Annotated in this window: 17 protein-coding genes; 6 read left to right on the top strand and 11 right to left on the bottom strand. The window is 66.4% G+C overall.

All coding sequences use genetic code 11. The features are described from left to right. Positions 1-38 precede the first annotated feature (38 nt). The 3 genes from ACTJKQ_RS20490 to ACTJKQ_RS20480 are packed head-to-tail and all read right to left on the bottom strand — an operon-like array spanning position 39 to position 3,316. Positions 39-1,025, bottom strand: coding sequence for an HlyD family secretion protein (locus tag ACTJKQ_RS20490; protein ID WP_108499354.1), 987 nt, complete (start codon positions 1,023-1,025; stop codon positions 39-41). Positions 1,026-1,042: 17 nt separating this feature from the next. Continuing rightward, a complete protein-coding gene (locus ACTJKQ_RS20485; protein ID WP_440597917.1) occupies positions 1,043-2,476 on the bottom strand; it encodes a TolC family protein in 1,434 nt (477 codons plus the stop codon). A gap of 18 nt (positions 2,477-2,494) precedes the next feature. Next, a complete protein-coding gene (locus ACTJKQ_RS20480) occupies positions 2,495-3,316 on the bottom strand; it encodes a metal-dependent hydrolase (protein WP_056743529.1) in 822 nt (273 codons plus the stop codon). Positions 3,317-3,456: 140 nt separating this feature from the next. Here ACTJKQ_RS20480 and ACTJKQ_RS20475 point away from each other — a divergent pair, with 140 nt between their 5' ends. Then, a complete protein-coding gene (locus ACTJKQ_RS20475; protein ID WP_146872370.1) occupies positions 3,457-4,080 on the top strand; it encodes a TetR/AcrR family transcriptional regulator in 624 nt (207 codons plus the stop codon). Positions 4,081-4,123: 43 nt separating this feature from the next. On the opposite strand, the gene ACTJKQ_RS20470 is transcribed toward ACTJKQ_RS20475, so the two are convergent. From ACTJKQ_RS20470 to ACTJKQ_RS20445, 6 genes are all read right to left on the bottom strand, one after another. After that, positions 4,124-4,510 (bottom strand): VOC family protein, encoded by a 387-nt coding sequence (locus tag ACTJKQ_RS20470; RefSeq protein ID WP_440597916.1) that lies wholly within the window; start codon positions 4,508-4,510, stop codon positions 4,124-4,126. 17 nt (positions 4,511-4,527) lie between these two features. Then, entirely contained in the window at positions 4,528-7,059 is a 2,532-nt protein-coding gene (locus ACTJKQ_RS20465) for a cation-translocating P-type ATPase (RefSeq protein ID WP_440597915.1), read from the bottom strand. A gap of 112 nt (positions 7,060-7,171) precedes the next feature. Then, positions 7,172-7,336: a rubredoxin gene (locus tag ACTJKQ_RS20460; protein ID WP_056743520.1), complete on the bottom strand. Its 165-nt coding sequence runs from the start codon at positions 7,334-7,336 to the stop codon at positions 7,172-7,174. 32 nt (positions 7,337-7,368) lie between these two features. Further along, complete coding sequence (locus ACTJKQ_RS20455) at positions 7,369-8,136, bottom strand: cytochrome b/b6 domain-containing protein (protein WP_440597914.1); 768 nt, start codon at positions 8,134-8,136, stop codon at positions 7,369-7,371. Positions 8,137-8,180: 44 nt separating this feature from the next. Continuing rightward, positions 8,181-8,705: a diheme cytochrome c gene (locus ACTJKQ_RS20450; RefSeq protein WP_440597913.1), complete on the bottom strand. Its 525-nt coding sequence runs from the start codon at positions 8,703-8,705 to the stop codon at positions 8,181-8,183. A 10-nt stretch (positions 8,706-8,715) separates the two neighbouring features. After that, positions 8,716-9,120 carry a DUF1924 domain-containing protein gene (locus tag ACTJKQ_RS20445; RefSeq protein ID WP_440597912.1) on the bottom strand — a complete coding sequence of 135 codons (405 nt, stop codon included), beginning with the start codon at positions 9,118-9,120 and terminating at the stop codon, positions 8,716-8,718. A 115-nt stretch (positions 9,121-9,235) separates the two neighbouring features. Between ACTJKQ_RS20445 and ACTJKQ_RS20440 the strand changes: the two genes are divergently transcribed. The 3 genes from ACTJKQ_RS20440 to ACTJKQ_RS20430 are packed head-to-tail and all read left to right on the top strand — an operon-like array spanning position 9,236 to position 11,778. Then, positions 9,236-9,622, top strand: coding sequence for a PepSY domain-containing protein (locus ACTJKQ_RS20440; RefSeq protein WP_056067788.1), 387 nt, complete (start codon positions 9,236-9,238; stop codon positions 9,620-9,622). A 24-nt stretch (positions 9,623-9,646) separates the two neighbouring features. Continuing rightward, positions 9,647-10,339 (top strand): response regulator, encoded by a 693-nt coding sequence (locus ACTJKQ_RS20435; RefSeq protein WP_260667022.1) that lies wholly within the window; start codon positions 9,647-9,649, stop codon positions 10,337-10,339. After that, positions 10,336-11,778 carry a sensor histidine kinase gene (locus tag ACTJKQ_RS20430; protein WP_440597911.1) on the top strand — a complete coding sequence of 481 codons (1,443 nt, stop codon included), beginning with the start codon at positions 10,336-10,338 and terminating at the stop codon, positions 11,776-11,778. The genes ACTJKQ_RS20435 and ACTJKQ_RS20430 overlap by 4 nt, the downstream gene beginning before the upstream one ends. 212 nt (positions 11,779-11,990) lie before the next feature. Here ACTJKQ_RS20430 and ACTJKQ_RS20425 read toward each other — a convergent pair whose 3' ends face one another. Both ACTJKQ_RS20425 and ACTJKQ_RS20420 read right to left on the bottom strand, forming a co-directional pair. Beyond that, a complete protein-coding gene (locus ACTJKQ_RS20425; protein ID WP_440597910.1) occupies positions 11,991-14,360 on the bottom strand; it encodes a DUF1631 family protein in 2,370 nt (789 codons plus the stop codon). Positions 14,361-14,457: 97 nt separating this feature from the next. Further along, on the bottom strand, positions 14,458-16,539 hold the full coding sequence (locus ACTJKQ_RS20420; protein WP_056067326.1) for a sodium-translocating pyrophosphatase: 2,082 nt from the start codon (positions 16,537-16,539) through the stop codon (positions 14,458-14,460). 256 nt (positions 16,540-16,795) lie between these two features. Between ACTJKQ_RS20420 and ppa the strand changes: the two genes are divergently transcribed. Further along, on the top strand, positions 16,796-17,332 hold the full coding sequence (gene ppa, locus ACTJKQ_RS20415) for an inorganic diphosphatase (protein WP_056067328.1): 537 nt from the start codon (positions 16,796-16,798) through the stop codon (positions 17,330-17,332). A 213-nt stretch (positions 17,333-17,545) separates the two neighbouring features. After that, a complete protein-coding gene (locus ACTJKQ_RS20410; protein WP_440597909.1) occupies positions 17,546-19,381 on the top strand; it encodes a methyl-accepting chemotaxis protein in 1,836 nt (611 codons plus the stop codon). The last annotated feature ends 135 nt before the right edge of the window (positions 19,382-19,516 follow it).

The following is a 19,516-nucleotide window of genomic DNA, read 5'->3' as shown; positions in this document are numbered from 1 at the left end:
GGGGGAAGCGCCGAAGGCGCTCAGGGGGGTGTCGCATTTCAGTTCACCAGCACCGTCATGCCGGGGCGTGCGCCTTCGATGGGGGCCGCCGGGCGCGCGCGCACTTCAAACGTGCGGGCGTCAAAGCCCTGGCCTGCGCGTGTGGCGCGCCAGGTGGCAAAGTCGGGCAGCGCAGCCGTGTGGTAGACCTTGAACTTCACGGTTTTGCCGCCCAGCGCGGGCAGCGTGGCGTCAAACTCGTTGCCGATGGCAAAGCGCTGCAGACGGTCTTCGCGCACATTCAGCACCACCCACTGGTCCTTCAGGTCCACCACCGTGACCACGGCCACGCCCTGCGGCGACAGCTCGCCCGTGCGGGCCAGCACCTTGGCCACTTCGCCGGCGACGGGGCTCTTGAGCTCGGTCTCGGCCTGGGCCGCCTGCACCTCCGCCACCACGCCCGCCACCTGGCGCGCCTGGGCGCTGGCGGCGGATCGGTCTTCGCTGCGGGCACCGGCGCGGGCCAGGTCGTACTGGGCCTTGGCGGCCAGCGCCTGGTCGCGCGAGGCCTTGAAGTTGGCCTCGGCCTCGTCGCGTTTTTGCGCCGCCACCAGGCCCTCGCGGGCCAGGCCGTCCACGCGCTTGAAGGACGACTCGGCCAGGTCGGCGGCGGCCACGGCGCGCTGCCAGTTCAGGCGGGCCATTTCAATCTCTTGCGGGCGCGCGCCGTGCTGGGCCTTGTCGGCCACGGCCTGGGCAGCCTCTTGGGCGGCGGTGGCCTGCGCCAGCTTGGCTTTCACCTCGGGGCTGTCCATGCGGATCAGCGGTGCACCCACGGCGATCTGGTCGCCTTCCTTCACCAGGATCTGGGCGATGCGCGCGGTGACCTTGGGGGCGATGTCGGCCTCTTGCGCTTCGATCTGGCCCTGGAACACCTCGGGTGCAGGCTGCGAGGCCTTCCACAGGCCAAAGCCCACAAAGCCTGCCACGGCCACAAAGGCCACCGTGCCGATCACGGCCGCTTTTTTGCTGTTGTTCTTGCTCATGTTCGTTCCACCTTTACTCATTCCACCCGCACCGCATCAGCGCGCGCCATGTATTTGCCAAAGTCTTCCGACAGGCCGCAGGCCTCTAGCAGATCGGCCAGCGCCTTCACGTAGTCGTGGGCGGCCTGCGCGCGTTCGGTCTGGGCCTTGGCCTGGTTGACCTGTGCGTCGATCAGATCCAGTGTGGTGCTGGTGCCCGCCTTCAGGCCGGAGATGCGCAGGCGCAGCACTTCGTCGGCCAGCTCCAGACCCGGCTGCAGCGCAAAGTAGGCGCGGCGCGCCTGCTCCAGGGCCTGCCAGCGCTTTTCCACCAGCAGGGCAATGTCGTTCTGCGCCTGCGCGCCGGTGCGCTCAGCCTGCTCGATCTGGCGGTTGGATGACTCGGCCAGCGCGTTGCGGTCGATGGAGTCCCACAGCGTCCAGCGCACGCCCACGCCGGCCACCCAGTCGGCATCGCGGCCGGTCTTGAGCTGGCGCTGGCCAAACGCAAACACCTGGGGCTTGCGCAGTGCCTCCTGTGCGGCATGCAGTTGCGTGGCTTGCTCTTTCTTGGCGGCCACCTTGTCCAGTCCGGGGTGGTGGGCCAAGGCGGTGTCGATGAAGTGGGGCAGGGGCTCGACCGGCTGGCTCAGCACAAACAGGGGGCTGGTGGGCGTCACAGGGTCGGACGCCTTGAGGGTGCGGGTCAGCGCCGTGGCGGCCAGCTCGGCATCGTCGCGGGCCTTGCGCGCGTTGCGGCGGGCCTCTTCCAGCGCGGAGCGGGCCTGCAGGCGTTCGACGCGTGCGATCACGCCGGCGTCCAGCATCTTCTGTGCGGCGGCGTCGTGCTGCTCGATGGTGGCCAGGGCCGATTCGCGCAGCAGTGCAGCGCGCTGCGCCAGCTGGGCGCCAAAGTAGCGCTGCACCAGCAGGGTGGTGGCCTCATGGCTGGTTTTGGCGGCGTCGGCCTGGGCTTCTTGCGCCTGGGCATCCAGCAGGCCCCGGGCCGCATTGCTGGCGCCCCCCATGTAGATCGGCCAGATGGCAGAGACCGAGGCTGTGGTGTCGCTCTTGCTGCGGTTGAGCGTGTAGCTGGACGGCAGATGCGGCAACTGGGCCAGTGAGCCCGCCAGCTGGGGTGGCAGCTGCGACAGCACGCCGGGCAGGGCGCGATTCAGCGGGTTCAGGTCCACGTCCAGGTTGGCGTTGTAGGTATAGGCGGCGCCGCTCAGGTTGACCACCGGGCCACCCAGGCGCTGCATGGCGTCGCGGCGCAGCTGGGCGCTTTCGACGGCGCTGCGCGATGCGGCCAGCTGGTCGGAGCGCTGCTGCAGCTGCTGCAGTGCTGCGTCAAATGCCAAAGGGGCGGCGTGGGCCTGCAGGGGCAGCAGGGTCAGGGTGGTAGATGCAAGCAGGCAGAGCAAAGCCGCGCCTGCCCGGCCTGTGTGCCGGGGCGTGGTGGGATGGGTCATGGTGTCAGGTCGTGGTTGTCAGCGCGCACCCACTGGGGTGTAGGCGTTGCTGTGCTCTGCCAGCCAGCGTGCCGACAAGTCGGTGCCGTGCTGGCTGGGGTGAAAGTCGGGGCGCAGGTACTCGCGCCAGGGGCGCCAGGTCTCGCGTACCAGGCCGCCTTTGCCGAACAGCGTGCGTGCGGCGCTGGTCCACGTGCTCCATTTCCACAGCGAGCCATCTCGGCGCAGGTTCAGCACCGTCTGGCGCAGCACATCGCCGAGGAACACCACCGTGATGCGGCGGAACCAGGTGATGCGCCACTCGTGGTTGCCGCCTAGCGCCTGGTAAAGGTCGAAGGCGGTGTTCTTGTGCTCGGACTCTTCAGCGCAGTGCCATTGCCACATCGTGGCCAGGCGCGGCTCGGCGCCCTGCAGCACCTCGGGGTGGGCAAGCAGCCATTCGGCGAGCAGGGCGGTGAAGTGCTCGTTGGCAGCGGTCACAGCCAGCGGATGGCGTGGGTCGGCGCCCGCAAACAGCTTCATGCGCTCTTGCGCACGCGGGGCCCATTCATTGGCGAGGCCCTGCTGGTCGAGGTGGCCATTGAACAGCGCGTGGATGCGGCGGTGTGTGGCCTCCTGCCCGATGAAGCCACGCACTTCGTCGGCAAACTGCGCCTGCCTGTCGGGGGGCAGGGCCTTGTGGCCGTCACGCACGGCATCGATAAAGAACTGCTCGCCCACCGGAAAGCTCATCGACAGCGCGTTGAACAGCGCAGAGCGAAACGCGTCGCCACCACACCAGTGGCGCGCAAACGGCGTCTCCAGGTCGATCAGCAGGCGGCGGACAACGAGTTCGGTCATGAAGAAAGCTCCTGGCGCAAGGGGGCCGCGCGGTGGTGCATGGATTTGGTACTTTGCAGTACCGGTGGATTTGTATGATGCAGATCAACTATGGTACTGTCAAGTACCTCGTCGAATTTTCTGCATTGCGATCAGCCTCCATGAGTGACGTCACCGCCCCAATTGCTGCGCCCGTTGCACCCGCTGCGGGCACCGAACACCGCGCCCGCCTGCTGGAGGGCATGGCACGCGCCGTGGCCGCCAAGGGCTATGCCGACACTACCATTGCCGACATCGTGCGCGAAGCCAGCGTGTCGCGCCGCACCTTTTATGAAAATTTTGCCGACAAGGCCGAGTGCCTGACCGCGCTGTACGAGGCGGCCAGTGGCAACGCGATTGCGGTGCTGCGCGCTGCCATCGATCCGCACAGCGACTGGGAGGCCCAGGTGGAGCAGGCCATGGCCGCCTACTTTGGCGTGTTGGCGCGCAACCCCGTGCTGCTGCGCACCTTGTTCATCGACATCCTGGGCCTGGGCCCGACGGGCCTGGCCGCGCGCCGCCGCGCCAACCAGCAACTGGCCGACCTGATGCTGGACGTGGTGAACAACCGCCCGGGTGAGCGCAAACGCAAGACGCCCCTGCAGCCGATGATGGCCATGGCCGTGGTGGGGGGTATCAACGAGATGGTGCTGCACTCTATCGAGCAGGACCGGGCCGGGCAGCTGCAAGAGCTGGTGGAGCCCGCGGCAACTTTGTTGCGGGCGGCGATCTCGGCCGAGTTCTGATCGTTGTGTTGGAGACCGCACTGCGATCGGTGCAGCCAGCGCCTCACACCTCGTTGGCAATCTCGATCAGGTTGTCGTCCGGGTCGTAGATGTAGACCGAGCGCAGCCGGTGGCGGGCGCCCGTTGCTCCCACCGGGCCTTGCACGATGGGGACGCCTTCGGCCTGCAGGTGTGCGATGACGTCGTCGAGCGGCATCTGGGTGAGAAAGCACAGGTCGCCGGAGCCCGCCGTCGCGTGGCGCACGTTGGGGTCCACCACCGTGCCCACTTCGTGCAGGTTGATCTTTTGCGCGCCGAAGTGCAGCGCGTACCGCTGGGGCTTGAACTCCCGCGCGGTCATGCCCAGCACACGCTCATAAAACGCAATCGTTTTTTCGATGCTGGCAACGGTGAGCACAACGTGGTCGAGTGAGTCCAGAACGATGGGCATGGCGTGCGGCGATGGGGTTAAACAGGCAGGTGATTGTGCGCCGCTGTCGCGGGCTGCAGCCATCGCTTGTTGGCCGCAAACACCACCGTGAGCAGCATTCCGGCCAGCAAGGCCATGAACCAGTGCAGGGGCGATAGCGGCACAAATCGGAAAGCGTTGGCCAGCCACGGCACGGTGGTGATGGCCGCCAGCGCGGCCAGCGTACCGCCCGCCACCCACAGGCTGACCGGGGTGAGGCCTGCCCACAGGCTGCGCCAACCCGTCTGGCCGCTGCGGCTGGGCAGGATGAGTGCGGCATTGGCGGCCACCAGCACCACAAACGCGGCCGTGCTGGCGGTGGCGGCATGTGGGGGCTGGCTCAGCAGCCAGGCATACAGGCCTACCACGGCAGCGGTCACCACGCTGCCCTGCAGCACGCTCAGCAGGATGTGGCGGGCGCACAGCAGGGGTTCGTCGGCCGCGCGCGGCGGCTGCTGCATGAGGTCGGCAGCACCTTCTTCGGCCTCGAACACGATGGAGCAGGCCGGGTCGATGACCAGCTCCAGAAACGCGATGTGCAGCGGCGCCAGCACCAGCGGCAGCCCGAACAGCACCGGCAGCAGCGCCAGCCCAATGATGGGCACGTGCACCGCCAGCGTGTAGACCATGGCCTGGCGCAGGTTGGCAAAGGTCTGCCGCCCCCGGTGAATCGCCAGCACGATGGCTGCAAAGTCGTCGTGCAGCAACACCAGGGCGGCAGCCTCGCGGGCTACATCGGTGCCGCGCTGGCCCATGGCGATGCCAATGTGGGCTGCCTTGAGGGCGGGGGCGTCGTTCACGCCGTCACCGGTCATGGCCACCACCTCGCCCTGGGCCTTGAGGGCTTCCACCAGCGCTAGCTTCTGGTGTGGCTTGATGCGCGCAAACACGCTGACCTGCCGAACCTGGTCGGCCAGCGCCTGGCGCGGCATGCGGACCAGCTCGTCGCCGGTGATCACACGGTCGTTAGCGATGCCCGCCTGGGCTGCAATGGCGCGTGCGGTGCGGGGGTGGTCGCCAGTGATCATCACCACGCGAATGCCCGCCTGGCGGCACTGTGCAACGGCCTGGGGCACCTCGGGGCGCAGCGGGTCGGCCAGGGCCACCAGGCCCAGCCATTCAAAGTCAAAGTCGTGCTGGGCTTCGGGCCAGGTGTCTTGCGTGTGGTGCCGGGCCTTGGCCACGCCCAGCACCCGAAGTCCCTGATCGGCCAGCCGAGCGGCCTGGGCGCTGACGGCGGCGCGCTCGGCGTCGGGCAGGTGGCAGAGGTCGGCCACGGCTTCGGGTGCGCCCTTGGTGGCCACCGTGTCATGTGCCGAGGTGCCGTCGCGCCACAGGTGGCTCATGGCCAGCAACTGTGGCGACAGCTCGTATTCCCGCGCCAGCGACCATGCGGGGTGCAGGTGCTCGGTATCCACCAGGTGGTCCGCCGCCATGCGATGAAAGGCCTGCTCCATGGGGTCGTGGGGTTCTATCTCGCTGGCCAGCACGGCGTATTCGAGCAGTTCGTGGAAGGCATCGGGCAGCGCGCTGCCATCCGCAGCGGCAGGCAGGTGTTGCACATCCAGCTCCTTGCCCGCAACGCAGAGCGCCGCCACTGCCATGCGGTTTTGGGTCAGGGTGCCAGTCTTGTCCACGCACAGCACCGTGGTCTGGCCCAGTGTCTCGATGGCGTTGAGCCGCCGCGTGAGCACCTGCTGCGCCGCCAACCGCCGAGCGGCCAGGGCCAGGAAGATGATCATGATCACCGGTAACTCTTGCGGCAACACGCCCATGGCCAGCGTGATGCCCGCCAGCACGGCCTGCAGCCAGTCGCCGCGCAGCGCCCAGAACAGGGCCACCAGCAGCGCGCACAGCGACAGGCCAATGACCACCAGCTTGCGCGTGAGCCGCGCCATTTCCTCGCGCAGCGGCGAGGCCTGCAGGGCAATGGTCTCGAGCGACTGGCCGATGCGGCCCAGCTCCGTGTGGCGGCCCACGGCGGTCACCTGCAGCAGGCCCTGGCCGCTGACCACCAGCGTGCCTGCAAACACCTTGTCCGCCGGTTGTTTGGCCACAGGCTCGGATTCGCCGGTCAGCATCGACTCGTTGGCGGCCAGCTCGTGGGCCTGCAGCAGCGTGCCGTCGGCCGGGATGCGGTCGCCCTCGGCAATCATCAACAGGTCTTCCCGCACCACGTCGCGGCCTGCAATGCGCACCAGGGTACCGCCGCGCAACGCCAGCGCGCGGGGGCTGGAGAGGTCGCGCAGGGCGTTCAGCGCGTTGTCGGTGCGGCGCTCCTGCAGCACCGTGATTGCCATGATGATGACCACGAAGCCCAGCAGGATCATTGCCTCGTGCGCGTCGCCCATGGCGAGGTAAATGGCACCTGCACCCAGCAGGAGCAGGAACATGGGCTCGGTGACCACATCCCAGGCCATGTCGCGCAGCGTGCGGCGCTGGCTGATGCCCAGTTCGTTGGGGCCTTCTTCACGCAGGCGTTGGGCGGCCAGTGCCGGGTCGAGGCCAGTGGGGGAGTCGGTAGTGGGCATGTGGGGCGTGACGCTGCGTTGCAAGGAGGGTCGCAGCGGTGTAACAGTTATACCGCGCGCTGGTGTCAGCAGCCCTGACGGAGCGCAGTGCGCCGCATCCCATCCGCCTTCATCACACCTCGCACATCACAAAGTCTGCCTTGCCGACATTGCATTCGGGGCAGCGCCAGTCGTCGGGCACGTTGGCCCAGAGGGTGCCGGGCGCGATACCGTGGTCGGGCAGGCCCGCAGCCTCGTCGTAGATCCAGCCGCAGACAGCACACATGTAGATTTTCATAGGGCGGTTCCTTCGTGTTCGGTGGCTCAGCATCAGTCGTCATCGTGGTGCCGTTGGCGTTCGGTCGATGTGCCGTTGGCAACCCAGCCGCTGGGCGACTGCTGCCACTGCCAGGCGCCAAAGGCCAGGGTTGCGATCAGCAGCAGGGCCGCGAGCCAGGTGCGGTTCTTCGGGACCAGGTCCGGCCCTTTGCCCTCTACCCGGCCGGTGAGCATGGGCAGTGCCTGGTTCTTGCGGCGCAGCAGGCTCAACCCTGCAATCAGCGCGATGTGGGCCAACACCACAAACAGCAGGGCGTTGCCGAAGAACTCGTGCACTTCTTCCAGTGCTTCGCCCATCCAGTTGCCACCCAGCGCAGCGCCCCAGTCGTTGTACGTGGCATATCCGCTGAGGGTGAGGGGCACCACCAGCGCCAGCAGCAACACAATGGCCAGCGCCATCAGCAGGTTCTGGCCCTGGCGCCAGTTGATCTGCGTGACTGATGCGGCCTGGGGCAATGTGCGCAGCCATGCGGGCGCCCCTGTCAGCTTGCGCCACAGCAGGCCCAGGCCCGAGGTGCGCGGCCCGAAGATGCCGTACAGCAGTCGAAAGCCCAGCAGTCCCGCCATGGAGTAGCCCAGCGTGACGTGCAGCAGCCGCCAGTGTTCGCCGTCGGCCGTGGCGTAGGCCCCCGCAAAGCAAAGTGCAAACAGCCAGTGGAACATGCGCGTGGGCGCATCGGTCACCCGGCGGCTGGGAGCCTTGACAGGGGTTGACTGCGCCGTGGTGCTGGCAGGGTGGAGGGAAGGGGCGTTGTTCATCGTGTTCTCTTTGTGGGGACGCCAAAGGTTTTTGTCGGTGGCAGTCAGTCGTTCCACGCGCGGCGCGATCGGGCATCGAGCCCCGCCGGCATGCGCAGGTTGTGTTCGTCAAACTGCCCCTGGTCCGCGCCCGTGTGGCAGGCTGCACAGTTGGCAGCGCTTTTCACGCTGGCGAGCTTCCAGGTGGTGGGTTCGATCTTTCGGTGCTTGCGTTCAAACCAGGCCGAGCGGGTGATACGGTCCTCGGGTGGCTCCTCGTTCACCCGCTTGTAGGTGCCTGCGTGGGCCTGCAGCCACTGGTTGAGTTGGCGTAGGGTGGCAGCGTCCAGCGATGCGTCGGTGCCGTAGTGCCTGTCCAGGCCCGTCATCACGCGGTTCCAGGATGCTGCGGGCAGCAGGCCGGGCGGGTAGGCGGTGTGGCAAGCGGCGCATTCCTGTGTGTAGGCACTGGGCACGTTGCGGGGCATGGCGCGCCCACTGTCTGCATGGGCGCTGGAGAGTGACAGCAGGGTCAGTGCGCACACAGCGGCGGCCAGGGCTGCAGGGCGTAATAGGGCTGGTTTTTGCATGGTGTCGGTCTCAGGGCTTGAGGGCGTTGAGGTAGGCCAGCACGTCGGCTTTTTCCACCGCTGTGCATTCACGGCTCACCACGTCGTTGCAGTTGCGGCGGAACCACTTGTCCACCTTGGCGGTGTCGGTGAATGCCTTGGGGTTGAAGGCCGGAGCCAGGGGCGCAATCGACTTGCCGGTGCTGGCGTGTTTGCCCTGTGCGGTGGGCGGTGTGCCGTGGCAGGATGCGCAAGACCATTCGCCACCATGGCGTGCGTTGAAGAACCCCTTGCCTTTGTCGGCATTGCCTGGGCTGCCGGCCTGTGCGCTCCAGTGGGCGAGCTGCTGGGCAGCGGTGGTGTCAGCGGCGTGGCTGATGCTGGTGGCTGCAAGTGCACAGAGCGCGGCCAGAGTCAGGGTGCGAAGGGAAGTCATGCTGTGGTCCTTGTGGGTTTCATCGCTTGTGCAGCCATTGTTGAAATCCCCGCCTGAACGGCGCGTGAAAGGGCTGTTCATCGGCCGTTCAGATATCGCGCAGGACAATGCGCCCATGCCTTTCTCCTTCCACTCTGCTTGTGCGGGCTGCCATGTCCGGCGCATTTGCTTGGCGGCGTGTGTGCTGTGGGCTGCCGCGCTGGCCGTGCCGTCCGCGTGGGCCAGCGGCAAGGAAGACCACGACCGCGCCCGGCAGGCCGTGCAGGCGGGCCAGGTGTTGCCACTGCCCGTCGTGCTCGATCGCCTGCAGCGCGAGGTGCCTGGCCAGGTGCTGGAAGTGGAGCTGGAGCAGGAGCGCGAGCGCTGGATTTACGAGATCAAGCTGCTGACGCCTGCCGGGCAGTTGACCAAGGTCAAGCTCGATGCGCGCACGGCGGAGGTGCTGCGTGTGCGATCCCGAGAATCGCGCGAAGATCAACAGCGAAGCCGTGACAATCGCTGACACCCTTCCGACCACGACACCTCCATGCGCATCCTGCTGGTAGAAGACGACACGCTGCTGCGCGCCCAATTGCGCAATGCCCTGCACGGCGCGGGCTACACGGTGGACGAGGCAGACAACGGGCGCGACGCACAGTTTCTGGGCGACACCGAGGCAGTGGATGCCGTGGTGCTGGACCTGGGCCTGCCGGTGGTGGACGGGCTCACGGTGCTCAAGCGGTGGCGGGCCGAGGGGCGCAACATGCCGGTGCTGATCCTCACCGCGCGCGACAACTGGCACGAAAAAGTCGCAGGCATCGATGCTGGTGCCGACGACTACCTGACCAAGCCCTTTCACCTCGAAGAACTGCTGGCGCGTCTCCGCGCACTCATCCGCCGCGCCAGCGGGCAAGCGTCGGCCGTGCTGCAGTGTGGAGACTGGTCGCTGGACACACGCAGTGGCCGCGTGACCTGTGCGGGCCAGCCTGTGACGTTGACAGCGCATGAGTACAAGGTGCTCGACTACCTCATGCACCGGCCTGGCGTGCTGGTGTCACGCGCGGAGCTGACCGAACACATCTATGCGCAGGACTTTGATCGGGACTCCAACACCATCGAGGTCTTTGTGGGGCGCTTGCGCAAGAAGATGTTGCCTCCTGCGGCTTCGTCGGCTGCCCCGGTGGATTCGGCACGCATCGAAACCGTGCGTGGCATGGGCTACCGCCTGGTGCCGCCATGAGCGCGCAGGCTGTGCCACCTGCGCCTGCCGTGCACTGGTCCCGGTCGTTGCGGGTGCGGCTGCTGGCGGTCACGCTGGCGGGGGCGGCCGTGGCCATGGTGCTGGCTGGGCTGGTGCTGAGCGGATTGTTCCGCGAGCATGTGCAGCAGCAGTTTCAGGCTGCCCTGCAGCTGCAGTTGGACCAGATCACGGCGCGGCTGGAGTTTGACGCCCAGGGGCAGCCGGTGATTGCTGCCGAGGCGCTGTCCGACCCGCGCTGGCTCAAGCCTTACTCTGGCCTGTATTGGCAGGTGGACGCCATGGCGCCCGATGGGCGGGAGCGGGCAGGGGTGTTGCGCTCGCGCTCGTTGTGGGACACCAGCCTGGCGCTACAGGTGGATGCGTTGGCCGATGGCACCGTGCATGTGCATGAGATGACAGGCCCGCAGGGCGTGCCTTTGCTGGTGCTGGAGCGCACGGTGCGCGCCGAGGGCGTGCATGCAGCGCGCTGGCGCTTGATTGTGGCCGCCGACCTGCAGGCCACGCAGGCAGCCACGGCCCGGTTCACTGGCGTGCTGGGGCTGTCGCTGGCGGTGTTGCTATTGCTGCTGGTCGCCGCCGCCTGGGCGCAGGTGGCGGTGGGGCTCAAGCCCCTGCAGGCGCTACAGCGCGCGGTGCAGGATGTGCAAGAAGCGCGGGCTTCGCAATTGCAAGGCAGCTTCCCTGCGGAAGTGCAGCCGCTGGTCGACGACTTTAATGCCGTGCTGCGCCGGCATGGCGAGGTGGTGGAGCGGGCACGCACCCAGGCGGGCAACCTGGCCCATGCGCTCAAGACGCCCCTCACGGTGCTGGAGAACGCGGCCCGCACACAACCGTCCACTGATGGCCCGGAGCTGGCGGCGCTGGTGCGAGAGCAGGTGGTGGTGGCCCGCAGGCACATCGACTGGCACCTGGCGCGGTCGCGGGTGGCGGCATCTGCGCGCTTGCCCGGGCAGCGCACGCCGCTGCAGCCGGTGGTGGATGGGCTGGTGCGCGTGATGAACAAGGTGCATGCGGACCGGTTGCTCGATATCAGTGTCGAGTCTTCAGCGGTGCCGCTTTTCTTTGCGGGCGAGGCGCAGGACCTGCAGGAAATGCTGGGCAACCTGCTGGACAACGCCTGCAAGTGGGCGCAGGCTGCGGTGCGGCTGCAGATGCAACTGCTGCCCGCCGGATCTGGCGCTGCGCAGCCCCAACTGGTGGTTGCGGTGGACGACGACGGCCCCGGCATTGATGCCGCGCAACGTGATCAGGCGCTGGAACGCGGCGTGCGCCTGGATGAAACCGTGCCCGGCACGGGACTGGGCTTGGCCATCGTGCATGACCTGGCAGCTTTGTATGAGGGGCGGCTGGATCTGGAGCCCGCAGGCCTTGGCGGCTTGCGGGCGACGCTCACCCTGCCTGCTGCGAGCGCTCACTGAGCCGCAGTGGTTGCGGCTGTTCGACACGCCAAAAAGGTCCTGCTGGGCGGGGCGCCTAGAGAAAAACCGCCAAAGCGGAAACCCATTAAAAAAGCCCGCCAAAGCGGGCTAAGGCCCTGACAAATTCCCCTGAATTCTGCAAAGCCTTGGAGTGATGGAGACAGGGTATCACCGTCTGCCGTGTTTGACCACTTTTGTTGTGCAAGCGGCCTTCAGTGCCTGCTTTCCACGCTGTTTTGCATGGCTGTCTGAGCGACGGCGTCCAGGGCGTTGTCCACCACGGTGTGCTCGGCCAGCACCTGCATCGCTCCCTGTTGCAGCAGCCGGTCCAGCAGCCGCAGGGTCATCGATTGGGTGCGGCCAGCGGCGCTGGTAAAGAGGAACAGGTTGCCGTGCGAGCCGATCCAGGACAGCTGTGTGCGCTCCCACTGGCCCGCCACCTGCAGATTGACCCAGGTGCCCACCGTGATGGTGGCGGCAGGCAGCGGCATGGGCGCAGCGCTGCTGGGGGCAGCCTCGGGGGCCGTGTCTGCGCCCTCGCTCTCGGGCGATTGCGAGATATCGATGTAGCCGGACTCCCTCGCTTCGGAGGGCGCAACCCAGGGGTCGTCGTCATCAAGGGGCGCCGGTTGTTGCGGCTCTGCCGGGGGCGTTGCAAAAGTCGCTGCGGCTGCAGGGGCCGGCGCAGCCACCCGGGGCCCGGGTTTGAAGGCCTGCTGGTGCAGTTGCATCAGCAGCTCAAAAACAGCCTCCGTGCGGTCTGTAGGGTAGTCGATGGACGCCAGACCTTCGCGCAATTTGGCCAGCAGCTTGGGCAGCAGGCGAGCCAGCTGGCCCGTGTTGGCGCGCGTCAGTTCGGGCTGTACGCTCCAGATCAGCGCGTCCACCAGTTCCTGGTAGCGGCCCGGGTCGGTCGTGCCTGATTTGTCCGAAAGACGCGCCTCCGCCATGACCTGGGCCCAAGCGCCCAGCAAAAAGCGCGAGATGGCGTCCGGCACCTTGCCGATGTCGGGCAGCAGCCAGATCTCGCGCGATATCTGTGCGGCCAGCAGATGGCGCTGCTCAGCGTGCTGCAGGGCCTCGATGGCGCGCAAGCGCTCCTGCTTGAGCGCCTGGTCCTTCTCGGCCCATTTGGTGTGCAGTTGCTGCAGCACTTGTTCAAAGTCATCAGCGCTGTCGATGGTGGCGGTGGCCAGCGGGCCTGCGATGTGCATGAGCGAGCGCATGAAGCTCTGAAAACCAGGGGCTTCGGGGTTGTTGAAGGCCTGGCTGCGGTCGGTGATGTCCTGCAGCAGGCGGCGCGCGGCATGCTCCTTGTGGCTGAAAAAGCGAGGGTCGGCCAATGCCAGCTGCATCAGCGCAGGCTCCAGCGCGCGGATGAACTGTTGCACCGGCCACAGCAGCCGGGTGTCGCGCGCGATGTTGTCCACCATCAGCGCCACCACCTCCATGCTCAAGGCCTGGCCCAGGCCCTGCGCCTGCGCCCGCTGCGCGGCAGCAGGGCTGCCGGCTGCATCGTTGCCGGCTGGCGCGCGTGGCGTACCCAGGCGCTCCATCATCTGGCCGACCTGGTTCATCTCTTGCAGCGCCTCAAACGCCGCGGGCACCGTCATCGCGAAATCCGTGGCCGGTGGGTCGATCTGCGGCAAACCTTGTGACGGGTGTTCAAACTCCCGGTCAAACCGGGCTGCGAAAGATTCCTGGGGGTTGTCGCCGCTGGCGTTCATGTCCGCAGGGGCGGCTGCGTCATTGAACTCGCCCAGCAGCAGGCGGCGCAGGCGGTCCAGCGTCAGCAACGGGTCGCCCGCGCTGGTGGACGACACGTACAAGTCGTTGTCGGCTGCAAAACCGGGGGACGCCCCGGCGTCGGCCGGCGCCACATAGACCATTTCACCCGTGGCCTGCCGCATGGCATAGCCCACAGGCTTCACACCGCTTTGCTTGAGCTGGTCGATTTGCGCGAAGTACAGGCTGCGCAGCTCGGTGCCCAATGCCTGTGCCATCAGCCCTACCCAGTCGTGGCGCACCTGGGGTGTGACCTGCATTTGCGACACCACGGACTGCAGAGCCTGCAAGAACACGTCGGGGCGCAGCGGGTTGTGCTCCGGCTGCACCCGGGACAGCCCCTGGGCCGCGCACACCAACGCGTCCAGGTCAGCCAGCGGACCTTCCACTGCAGCGATCAGTACCTGACGGGCACGTGCGCGCTCCACGCTGTCGTTGATCTGCGCCTCGTCCATCAGTTCGAGGTCGTCAAAGTGCACGGTGAACAGTGACCGCGTGGGCTTGTCGTCGCCCTGTGCCGTGTCCTGGTCCAGCGCCTTGCGCAGTGCGTCGGGGTAGCGATCTGCCATCACCGATGCCAGCCGCACCAGTTGCTGCCGTGCCTCCTGCATCGCATGGTGCTCGCCGGGGGTGCGGGCACTGTCCAGGCGCGCTTGCAGGGACACGCGCGTGGCCTCAATGACGCGCTCCACCACAGGCCGGGCCTGGGCCAGCGCGATCTGGACGATGCGCTGCTGGGGCGCAGCGGGGCTGTCGGTCGGGGCCGGGGCGGGCAGGGTGGTGTGTGTCAAGGCCATCTTCAGTGGAACGCGATACCAGTGGCTGCTGCAGTGGATGCGATGTTACGCGTCAAAAAGGGGCCAGAGGCCCCTTTTTGACGATGGTGGGACGGTTTTACCCGCCGTGGAACTTGACCACCAGCGGCACGATGAGCAGTGCCACGATGTTGATGATCTTGATCAGCGGGTTGATGGCCGGGCCGGCCGTGTCCTTGTAGGGGTCGCCCACGGTGTCACCGGTCACGGCGGCCTTGTGCGCCTCGCTGCCCTTGCCGCCGTGGTGGCCGTCTTCGATGTACTTCTTGGCGTTGTCCCACGCGCCACCGCCCGTGCACATGCTGATTGCGACAAACAGACCTGTGACGATGGTGCCCATGAGCAAGCCGCCCAGCGCCTTGGGCCCCAGCAGCAGGCCCACCACAATGGGAACCACCACCGGCAGCAGGCTGGGGATCACCATTTCCTTGATGGCGGCGGTGGTCAGCATGTCCACGGCCTTGCCGTATTCGGGCTTGCCCGTACCGTCCATGATGCCCTTGATGGTGCTGAACTGGCGGCGCACCTCCACCACCACAGCGCCTGCGGCCCGGCCTACAGCCTCCATGGCCATGGCGCCGAACAGGTAGGGAATCAGCCCGCCGATGAACAGGCCCACAATGACCAGCGGGTCCGACAGATCAAAGGTGATGGCCTTGCCATAGCTCTCCAGCTTGTGGGTGTAGTCGGCAAACAGCACCAGTGCAGCCAGGCCGGCAGAGCCGATGGCGTAGCCCTTGGTCACAGCCTTGGTGGTGTTGCCCACGGCGTCCAGCGGGTCGGTGATGTCGCGCACGCTGCTGGGCAGCTCGGCCATTTCGGCAATGCCACCCGCGTTGTCGGTGATGGGACCATACGCATCCAGCGCCACCACAATGCCCGCCATGCTCAGCATCGATGTGGCTGCCACCGCAATGCCGTACAGGCCAGCCAGGCCGTAGGACACGATGATGGCCGTGCACACAAACACCACCGGCCAGGCCGTGGAACGCATCGAAACGCCCAGGCCCGCAATGATGTTGGTGCCGTGGCCGGTGGTGGACGCCTGGGCAATGTGCTGCACGGGCGAGTACTGCGTGCCGGTGTAGAACTCGGTGATCCAGACCAGCGCGGCCGTCAATACGAGGCCGGTGGCGCAGGCGCCAAACAGCCGCAGCTGGGTGCCCGTGGCCGTGACCGCGTTGTCCGGCATGATCCACAGCGTGACGAAGTAGAAAGCGATGAGCGACAGCACGCCCGCGATCGCCAGACCCTTGTACAGCGCGGGCATCACGTTCTTCATGCCGGGCGTTGCCTTGACGAAGAAGCAGCCAATGATGGATGCGACGATGGACACCGCCCCCAGCGCAAGCGGGTACACCACCGCATTGACCTGGGCCGTGGCCACCATCAGGGCGCCCAGCACCATGGTGGCGATCAGTGTCACCGCGTAGGTCTCGAACAGGTCGGCCGCCATGCCGGCGCAGTCGCCCACGTTGTCGCCCACGTTGTCGGCGATCACGGCCGGGTTGCGCGGGTCATCCTCGGGGATGCCTGCCTCCACCTTGCCCACCAGGTCGGCGCCCACGTCCGCGCCCTTGGTGAAGATGCCACCGCCCAGGCGCGCAAAGATCGAGATCAGCGACGAGCCGAACGCAAAGCCGATCAGCGGGTTGAGCAGCGTGGCCAGATGGGTGGTGGGCGTGTGGTTGCCGTTGCCCGCCAGGAACCAGTAAAAGCCCGTGACACCCAGCAGACCCAGCCCCACCACCAGCATGCCGGTGATGGCACCGCCACGGAACGCGACATCGAGCGCCGGGCCAATGCCTTGAGTGGCCGCCTGCGCGGTGCGCACATTGGCGCGCACCGAGACATTCATGCCGATGAAGCCGCAGGCGCCCGAGAGCACGGCGCCCACCACAAAGCCGACCGCCGTGGTGCCGTCCAGAAACACGCCGATGAGCACCGCCAGCACCACGCCCACGATGGCAATGGTCTTGTACTGGCGGGCCAGGTAGGCGGCGGCACCGGCCTGGATGGCGGCGGCAATCTCCTGCATGCGGGCGTTGCCCGGGTCTTTGGAAAGGATCCAGCCCCGGGCCCAGATGCCGTAGGCCACCGCAATGAGCCCGCAAACGAGGGCGAGGATGAGAGGGGATGTCAGTGCTGAACTTGCAGCCATTCAATTCTCCTTGGTGTGTTGCACGGAGGGGGACCAACGCATCGGTGGCTTCCCCGCTGCGTTGCTTCCTCGTGCTACCCATGCGTTTCGCGCAGGAGCCGATTGGCCAACAGGCCCAATTTACAGGCAAACGCCGGTTTGCAAGCGGGCAGAAAGGGGCGTGCGCCTAAAATCAGGGTTAATCCCGACGCTTCGTTGCGCTGCATCAGTGCCGAAGGCCTCGCGGGTTATCGTCAACAAACCACTATCCAAAGACATGTCCCTCAACAACGTCCCCCCAGGCAAGAACGTTCCTGACAGCTTCAACGTCGTCATCGAGATTCCGATGAACGCCGATCCGATCAAGTACGAAGTGGACAAGGAATCGGGCGCCATTTTTGTGGACCGTTTCATGACCACCGCCATGCACTACCCCACCAACTACGGGTATGTGCCGCAGACGCTGTCGGGTGATGGCGACCCGGTCGATGTGCTGGTGATCACGCCTTACCCGCTGTTCCCCGGCGTGGTCGTGCCCTGCCGCCCCCTGGGCATCTTGATGATGGAAGACGAGGCCGGTGTGGATGGCAAGGTGATTGCTGTGCCCACGTCCAAGATCCTGCCCATGTATGACCACTGGAAGACCATCGACGATGTGAACGCCATGCGCCGCAACGCCATCGCCCACTTCTTTGAGCACTACAAGGACCTGGAAAAGGGCAAGTGGGTCAAGGTGCTGGGCTGGGAAGGCATCGACGCCGCCAAGAAGGAAATCACCGACGGCATCGACAGCTACAAGAAGTCGCAGGCCTGATAGGTCAGATAGGCCGGTAGCGCTGGTGCCGATTGCGCCAGCTGCTATCAAAATAAAAGCACGCCATCCGCCATGGATGGCGTGCTTTTTTGTGGGCGGTGCCCCGGTGGGGTAGGGAAAAGCCGCGCAATGTGCGGTCAGGCCCGCTGATAGACTGCATTTGGTTACACACCCGGGGTGGTCCCGGTGTCACGAGGTACTTTGAGGTGATTCATGAAAATTTCTGATCTGCGCATCGGCGTGAAGCTGGCAGCGGGTTTCCTGGCGGTGGTGCTGCTGACCGCCTTGCTCGGCGCCATTGCGCTGGTGCAGATGTCCCGCATCCATGCGAACGCTGAGGAGATCGCCACCAACCTGCTGCCCAGCGTCACGCAAACGGGCGAGCTGCGGGTGCTGCTCAATCGCATGCGCCGTGCGGAGGCGGGCATGGTCACGGCGCGCAGCGCGGCCGAGGTCAAGGCGTTTGCCGAGCAGGTGGCGCAGCGCCACAAGGACCTGACCCGTGTGGAGGCGATCTACGAGCCGCTCATCGACATGCCCAAGGAGCGCGAGGTGTTCAACGCCTACAAGGCGCGCAAGGCGGCCTATGTGGCGTTGCAGGACAAGCTGGCGGACATTGCCAAGGGCGTGGACTTCAGCACTGCCGAGACCATGGAACTCACGGCAGATGCGTTGAGCATGCTGTATGCGGGCGAATCGGAGTCAGCCTTTGTGGCCACCGCCGAGACCCTAGGCGAGCTGCAAAAGATCAATGCGGACGCTGCATTGAAGGCCAATGAGGAAGCGATGACAGTGTTCAATGCGGCACGCATCTGGGTGCTGGGCACCCTCGCGCTGTGCGTGGCGTTGGCGGCCGTACTGGGTGTGGCCATCACCCGCGCCGTTACGCGCCCCGCCCATCACGCCGTGTTGGCCGCCCGCGCGATTGCCGATGGCGACCTGGCGACCGAGGTGCCCCCCGGCGGCAAGGATGAAATGGGCCAGCTGCTGAATGCGCTGGGCGACATGCGGGCCAACCTGGCGCGTGTGGTGTCGGGCGTGCGCAGCAACGCCGAAGGCGTAGCGTCAGCGAGCGCACAGATCGCCTCAGGCAACAACGACCTGAGCGCGCGCACGGAACAGCAGGCCTCGGCCCTGGAAGAAACGGCCGCCTCGATGGAAGAGCTGGGCTCGACCGTGCGCCAGAACGCCGACAACGCGCGAGCCGCCAACCAGCTGGCCGTGAGCGCCAGCACCGTGGCCGTGCAAGGCGGAGACGTGGTGGCCGAAGTGGTCGAGACCATGAAAGGCATCAACGCCAGCAGCAACAAGATCGCAGACATCATCAGCGTCATCGACGGCATCGCCTTCCAGACCAACATCCTGGCGCTCAATGCCGCAGTGGAAGCCGCCCGCGCCGGCGAACAAGGCCGAGGCTTTGCCGTGGTGGCCGGAGAAGTACGCAACCTGGCAGGACGCAGCGCAGAAGCCGCCAAGGAAATCAAAGCCCTCATCACCGCCAGCGTGGAACGCGTGGAACAAGGCACCGCCCTGGTCGACAAGGCCGGAGCCACCATGACTGAAGTTGTCAGCGCCATCCGGCGCGTGACCGACATCATGGGAGAGATCAGCGCCGCCAGCAGCGAACAAAGCGCAGGTGTCGGCCAGGTCGGCGAAGCCGTCACCCAGATGGACCAGGCCACCCAGCAAAACGCCGCCCTGGTGGAAGAAATGGCCGCGGCCGCCAGCGCACTGAACGCCCAGGCCGGAGAACTGGTCAACGCCGTGGCCGTGTTCAAGCTCGACGCCAGCAGCACGAACAGCAGCTACAGCCAGAACCGCCACACGGCAGCCCCCACCCGCACCCCCATTGCAGCGCCCAGCTACAAAGCCGCGGCCCGCAGCACCAGCCTGGGCAAAAGCGCCAAGACCGGCAGCAAACCCGCCGCCAGCCTGGCGGCGCCCAAGGCCAGCAGCCCGGCAGCCTCACCCGCCGCCAAGCCCGCAGCGCCCAGCCCGGCCCCGGCACCCAAGGCTGCGGGAAGCGACGACGACTGGGAGAGCTTCTGAGAAGGGCCAGACAGGCCCCTGGGTGAAGAAATCAGGTCAAAACGGCTGCAAGCGTAGGTGGAACATGCGCTGACAGCTATCAAAAACAAAGCAAAAAAGCACGCAGAGGGGGCTACCTTCTGCGTGCTTTTTTGT

Source organism: Acidovorax sp. 22279, from assembly GCF_052045435.1.
GTDB lineage: Bacteria > Pseudomonadota > Gammaproteobacteria > Burkholderiales > Burkholderiaceae_C > Acidovorax > Acidovorax delafieldii.
Note: the sequence above shows the minus strand (reverse complement) of the source record. Positions and strands in the feature narration are given on the sequence as shown.

What these genes read in the sequence shown, in the direction of transcription:
- ACTJKQ_RS20490 (WP_108499354.1), bottom strand. Translation starts at nt 1,025, where the DNA reads ATGAGCAAGAACAACAGCAAAAAAGCGGCCGTGATCGGCACGGTGGCC.
- ACTJKQ_RS20485 (WP_440597917.1), bottom strand. Translation starts at nt 2,476, where the DNA reads ATGACCCATCCCACCACGCCCCGGCACACAGGCCGGGCAGGCGCGGCT.
- ACTJKQ_RS20480 (WP_056743529.1), bottom strand. Translation starts at nt 3,316, where the DNA reads ATGACCGAACTCGTTGTCCGCCGCCTGCTGATCGACCTGGAGACGCCG.
- ACTJKQ_RS20475 (WP_146872370.1), top strand. Translation starts at nt 3,457, where the DNA reads ATGAGTGACGTCACCGCCCCAATTGCTGCGCCCGTTGCACCCGCTGCG.
- ACTJKQ_RS20470 (WP_440597916.1), bottom strand. Translation starts at nt 4,510, where the DNA reads ATGCCCATCGTTCTGGACTCACTCGACCACGTTGTGCTCACCGTTGCC.
- ACTJKQ_RS20465 (WP_440597915.1), bottom strand. Translation starts at nt 7,059, where the DNA reads ATGCCCACTACCGACTCCCCCACTGGCCTCGACCCGGCACTGGCCGCC.
- ACTJKQ_RS20460 (WP_056743520.1), bottom strand. Translation starts at nt 7,336, where the DNA reads ATGAAAATCTACATGTGTGCTGTCTGCGGCTGGATCTACGACGAGGCT.
- ACTJKQ_RS20455 (WP_440597914.1), bottom strand. Translation starts at nt 8,136, where the DNA reads ATGAACAACGCCCCTTCCCTCCACCCTGCCAGCACCACGGCGCAGTCA.
- ACTJKQ_RS20450 (WP_440597913.1), bottom strand. Translation starts at nt 8,705, where the DNA reads ATGCAAAAACCAGCCCTATTACGCCCTGCAGCCCTGGCCGCCGCTGTG.
- ACTJKQ_RS20445 (WP_440597912.1), bottom strand. Translation starts at nt 9,120, where the DNA reads ATGACTTCCCTTCGCACCCTGACTCTGGCCGCGCTCTGTGCACTTGCA.
- ACTJKQ_RS20440 (WP_056067788.1), top strand. Translation starts at nt 9,236, where the DNA reads ATGCCTTTCTCCTTCCACTCTGCTTGTGCGGGCTGCCATGTCCGGCGC.
- ACTJKQ_RS20435 (WP_260667022.1), top strand. Translation starts at nt 9,647, where the DNA reads ATGCGCATCCTGCTGGTAGAAGACGACACGCTGCTGCGCGCCCAATTG.
- ACTJKQ_RS20430 (WP_440597911.1), top strand. Translation starts at nt 10,336, where the DNA reads ATGAGCGCGCAGGCTGTGCCACCTGCGCCTGCCGTGCACTGGTCCCGG.
- ACTJKQ_RS20425 (WP_440597910.1), bottom strand. Translation starts at nt 14,360, where the DNA reads ATGGCCTTGACACACACCACCCTGCCCGCCCCGGCCCCGACCGACAGC.
- ACTJKQ_RS20420 (WP_056067326.1), bottom strand. Translation starts at nt 16,539, where the DNA reads ATGGCTGCAAGTTCAGCACTGACATCCCCTCTCATCCTCGCCCTCGTT.
- ppa (WP_056067328.1), top strand. Translation starts at nt 16,796, where the DNA reads ATGTCCCTCAACAACGTCCCCCCAGGCAAGAACGTTCCTGACAGCTTC.
- ACTJKQ_RS20410 (WP_440597909.1), top strand. Translation starts at nt 17,546, where the DNA reads ATGAAAATTTCTGATCTGCGCATCGGCGTGAAGCTGGCAGCGGGTTTC.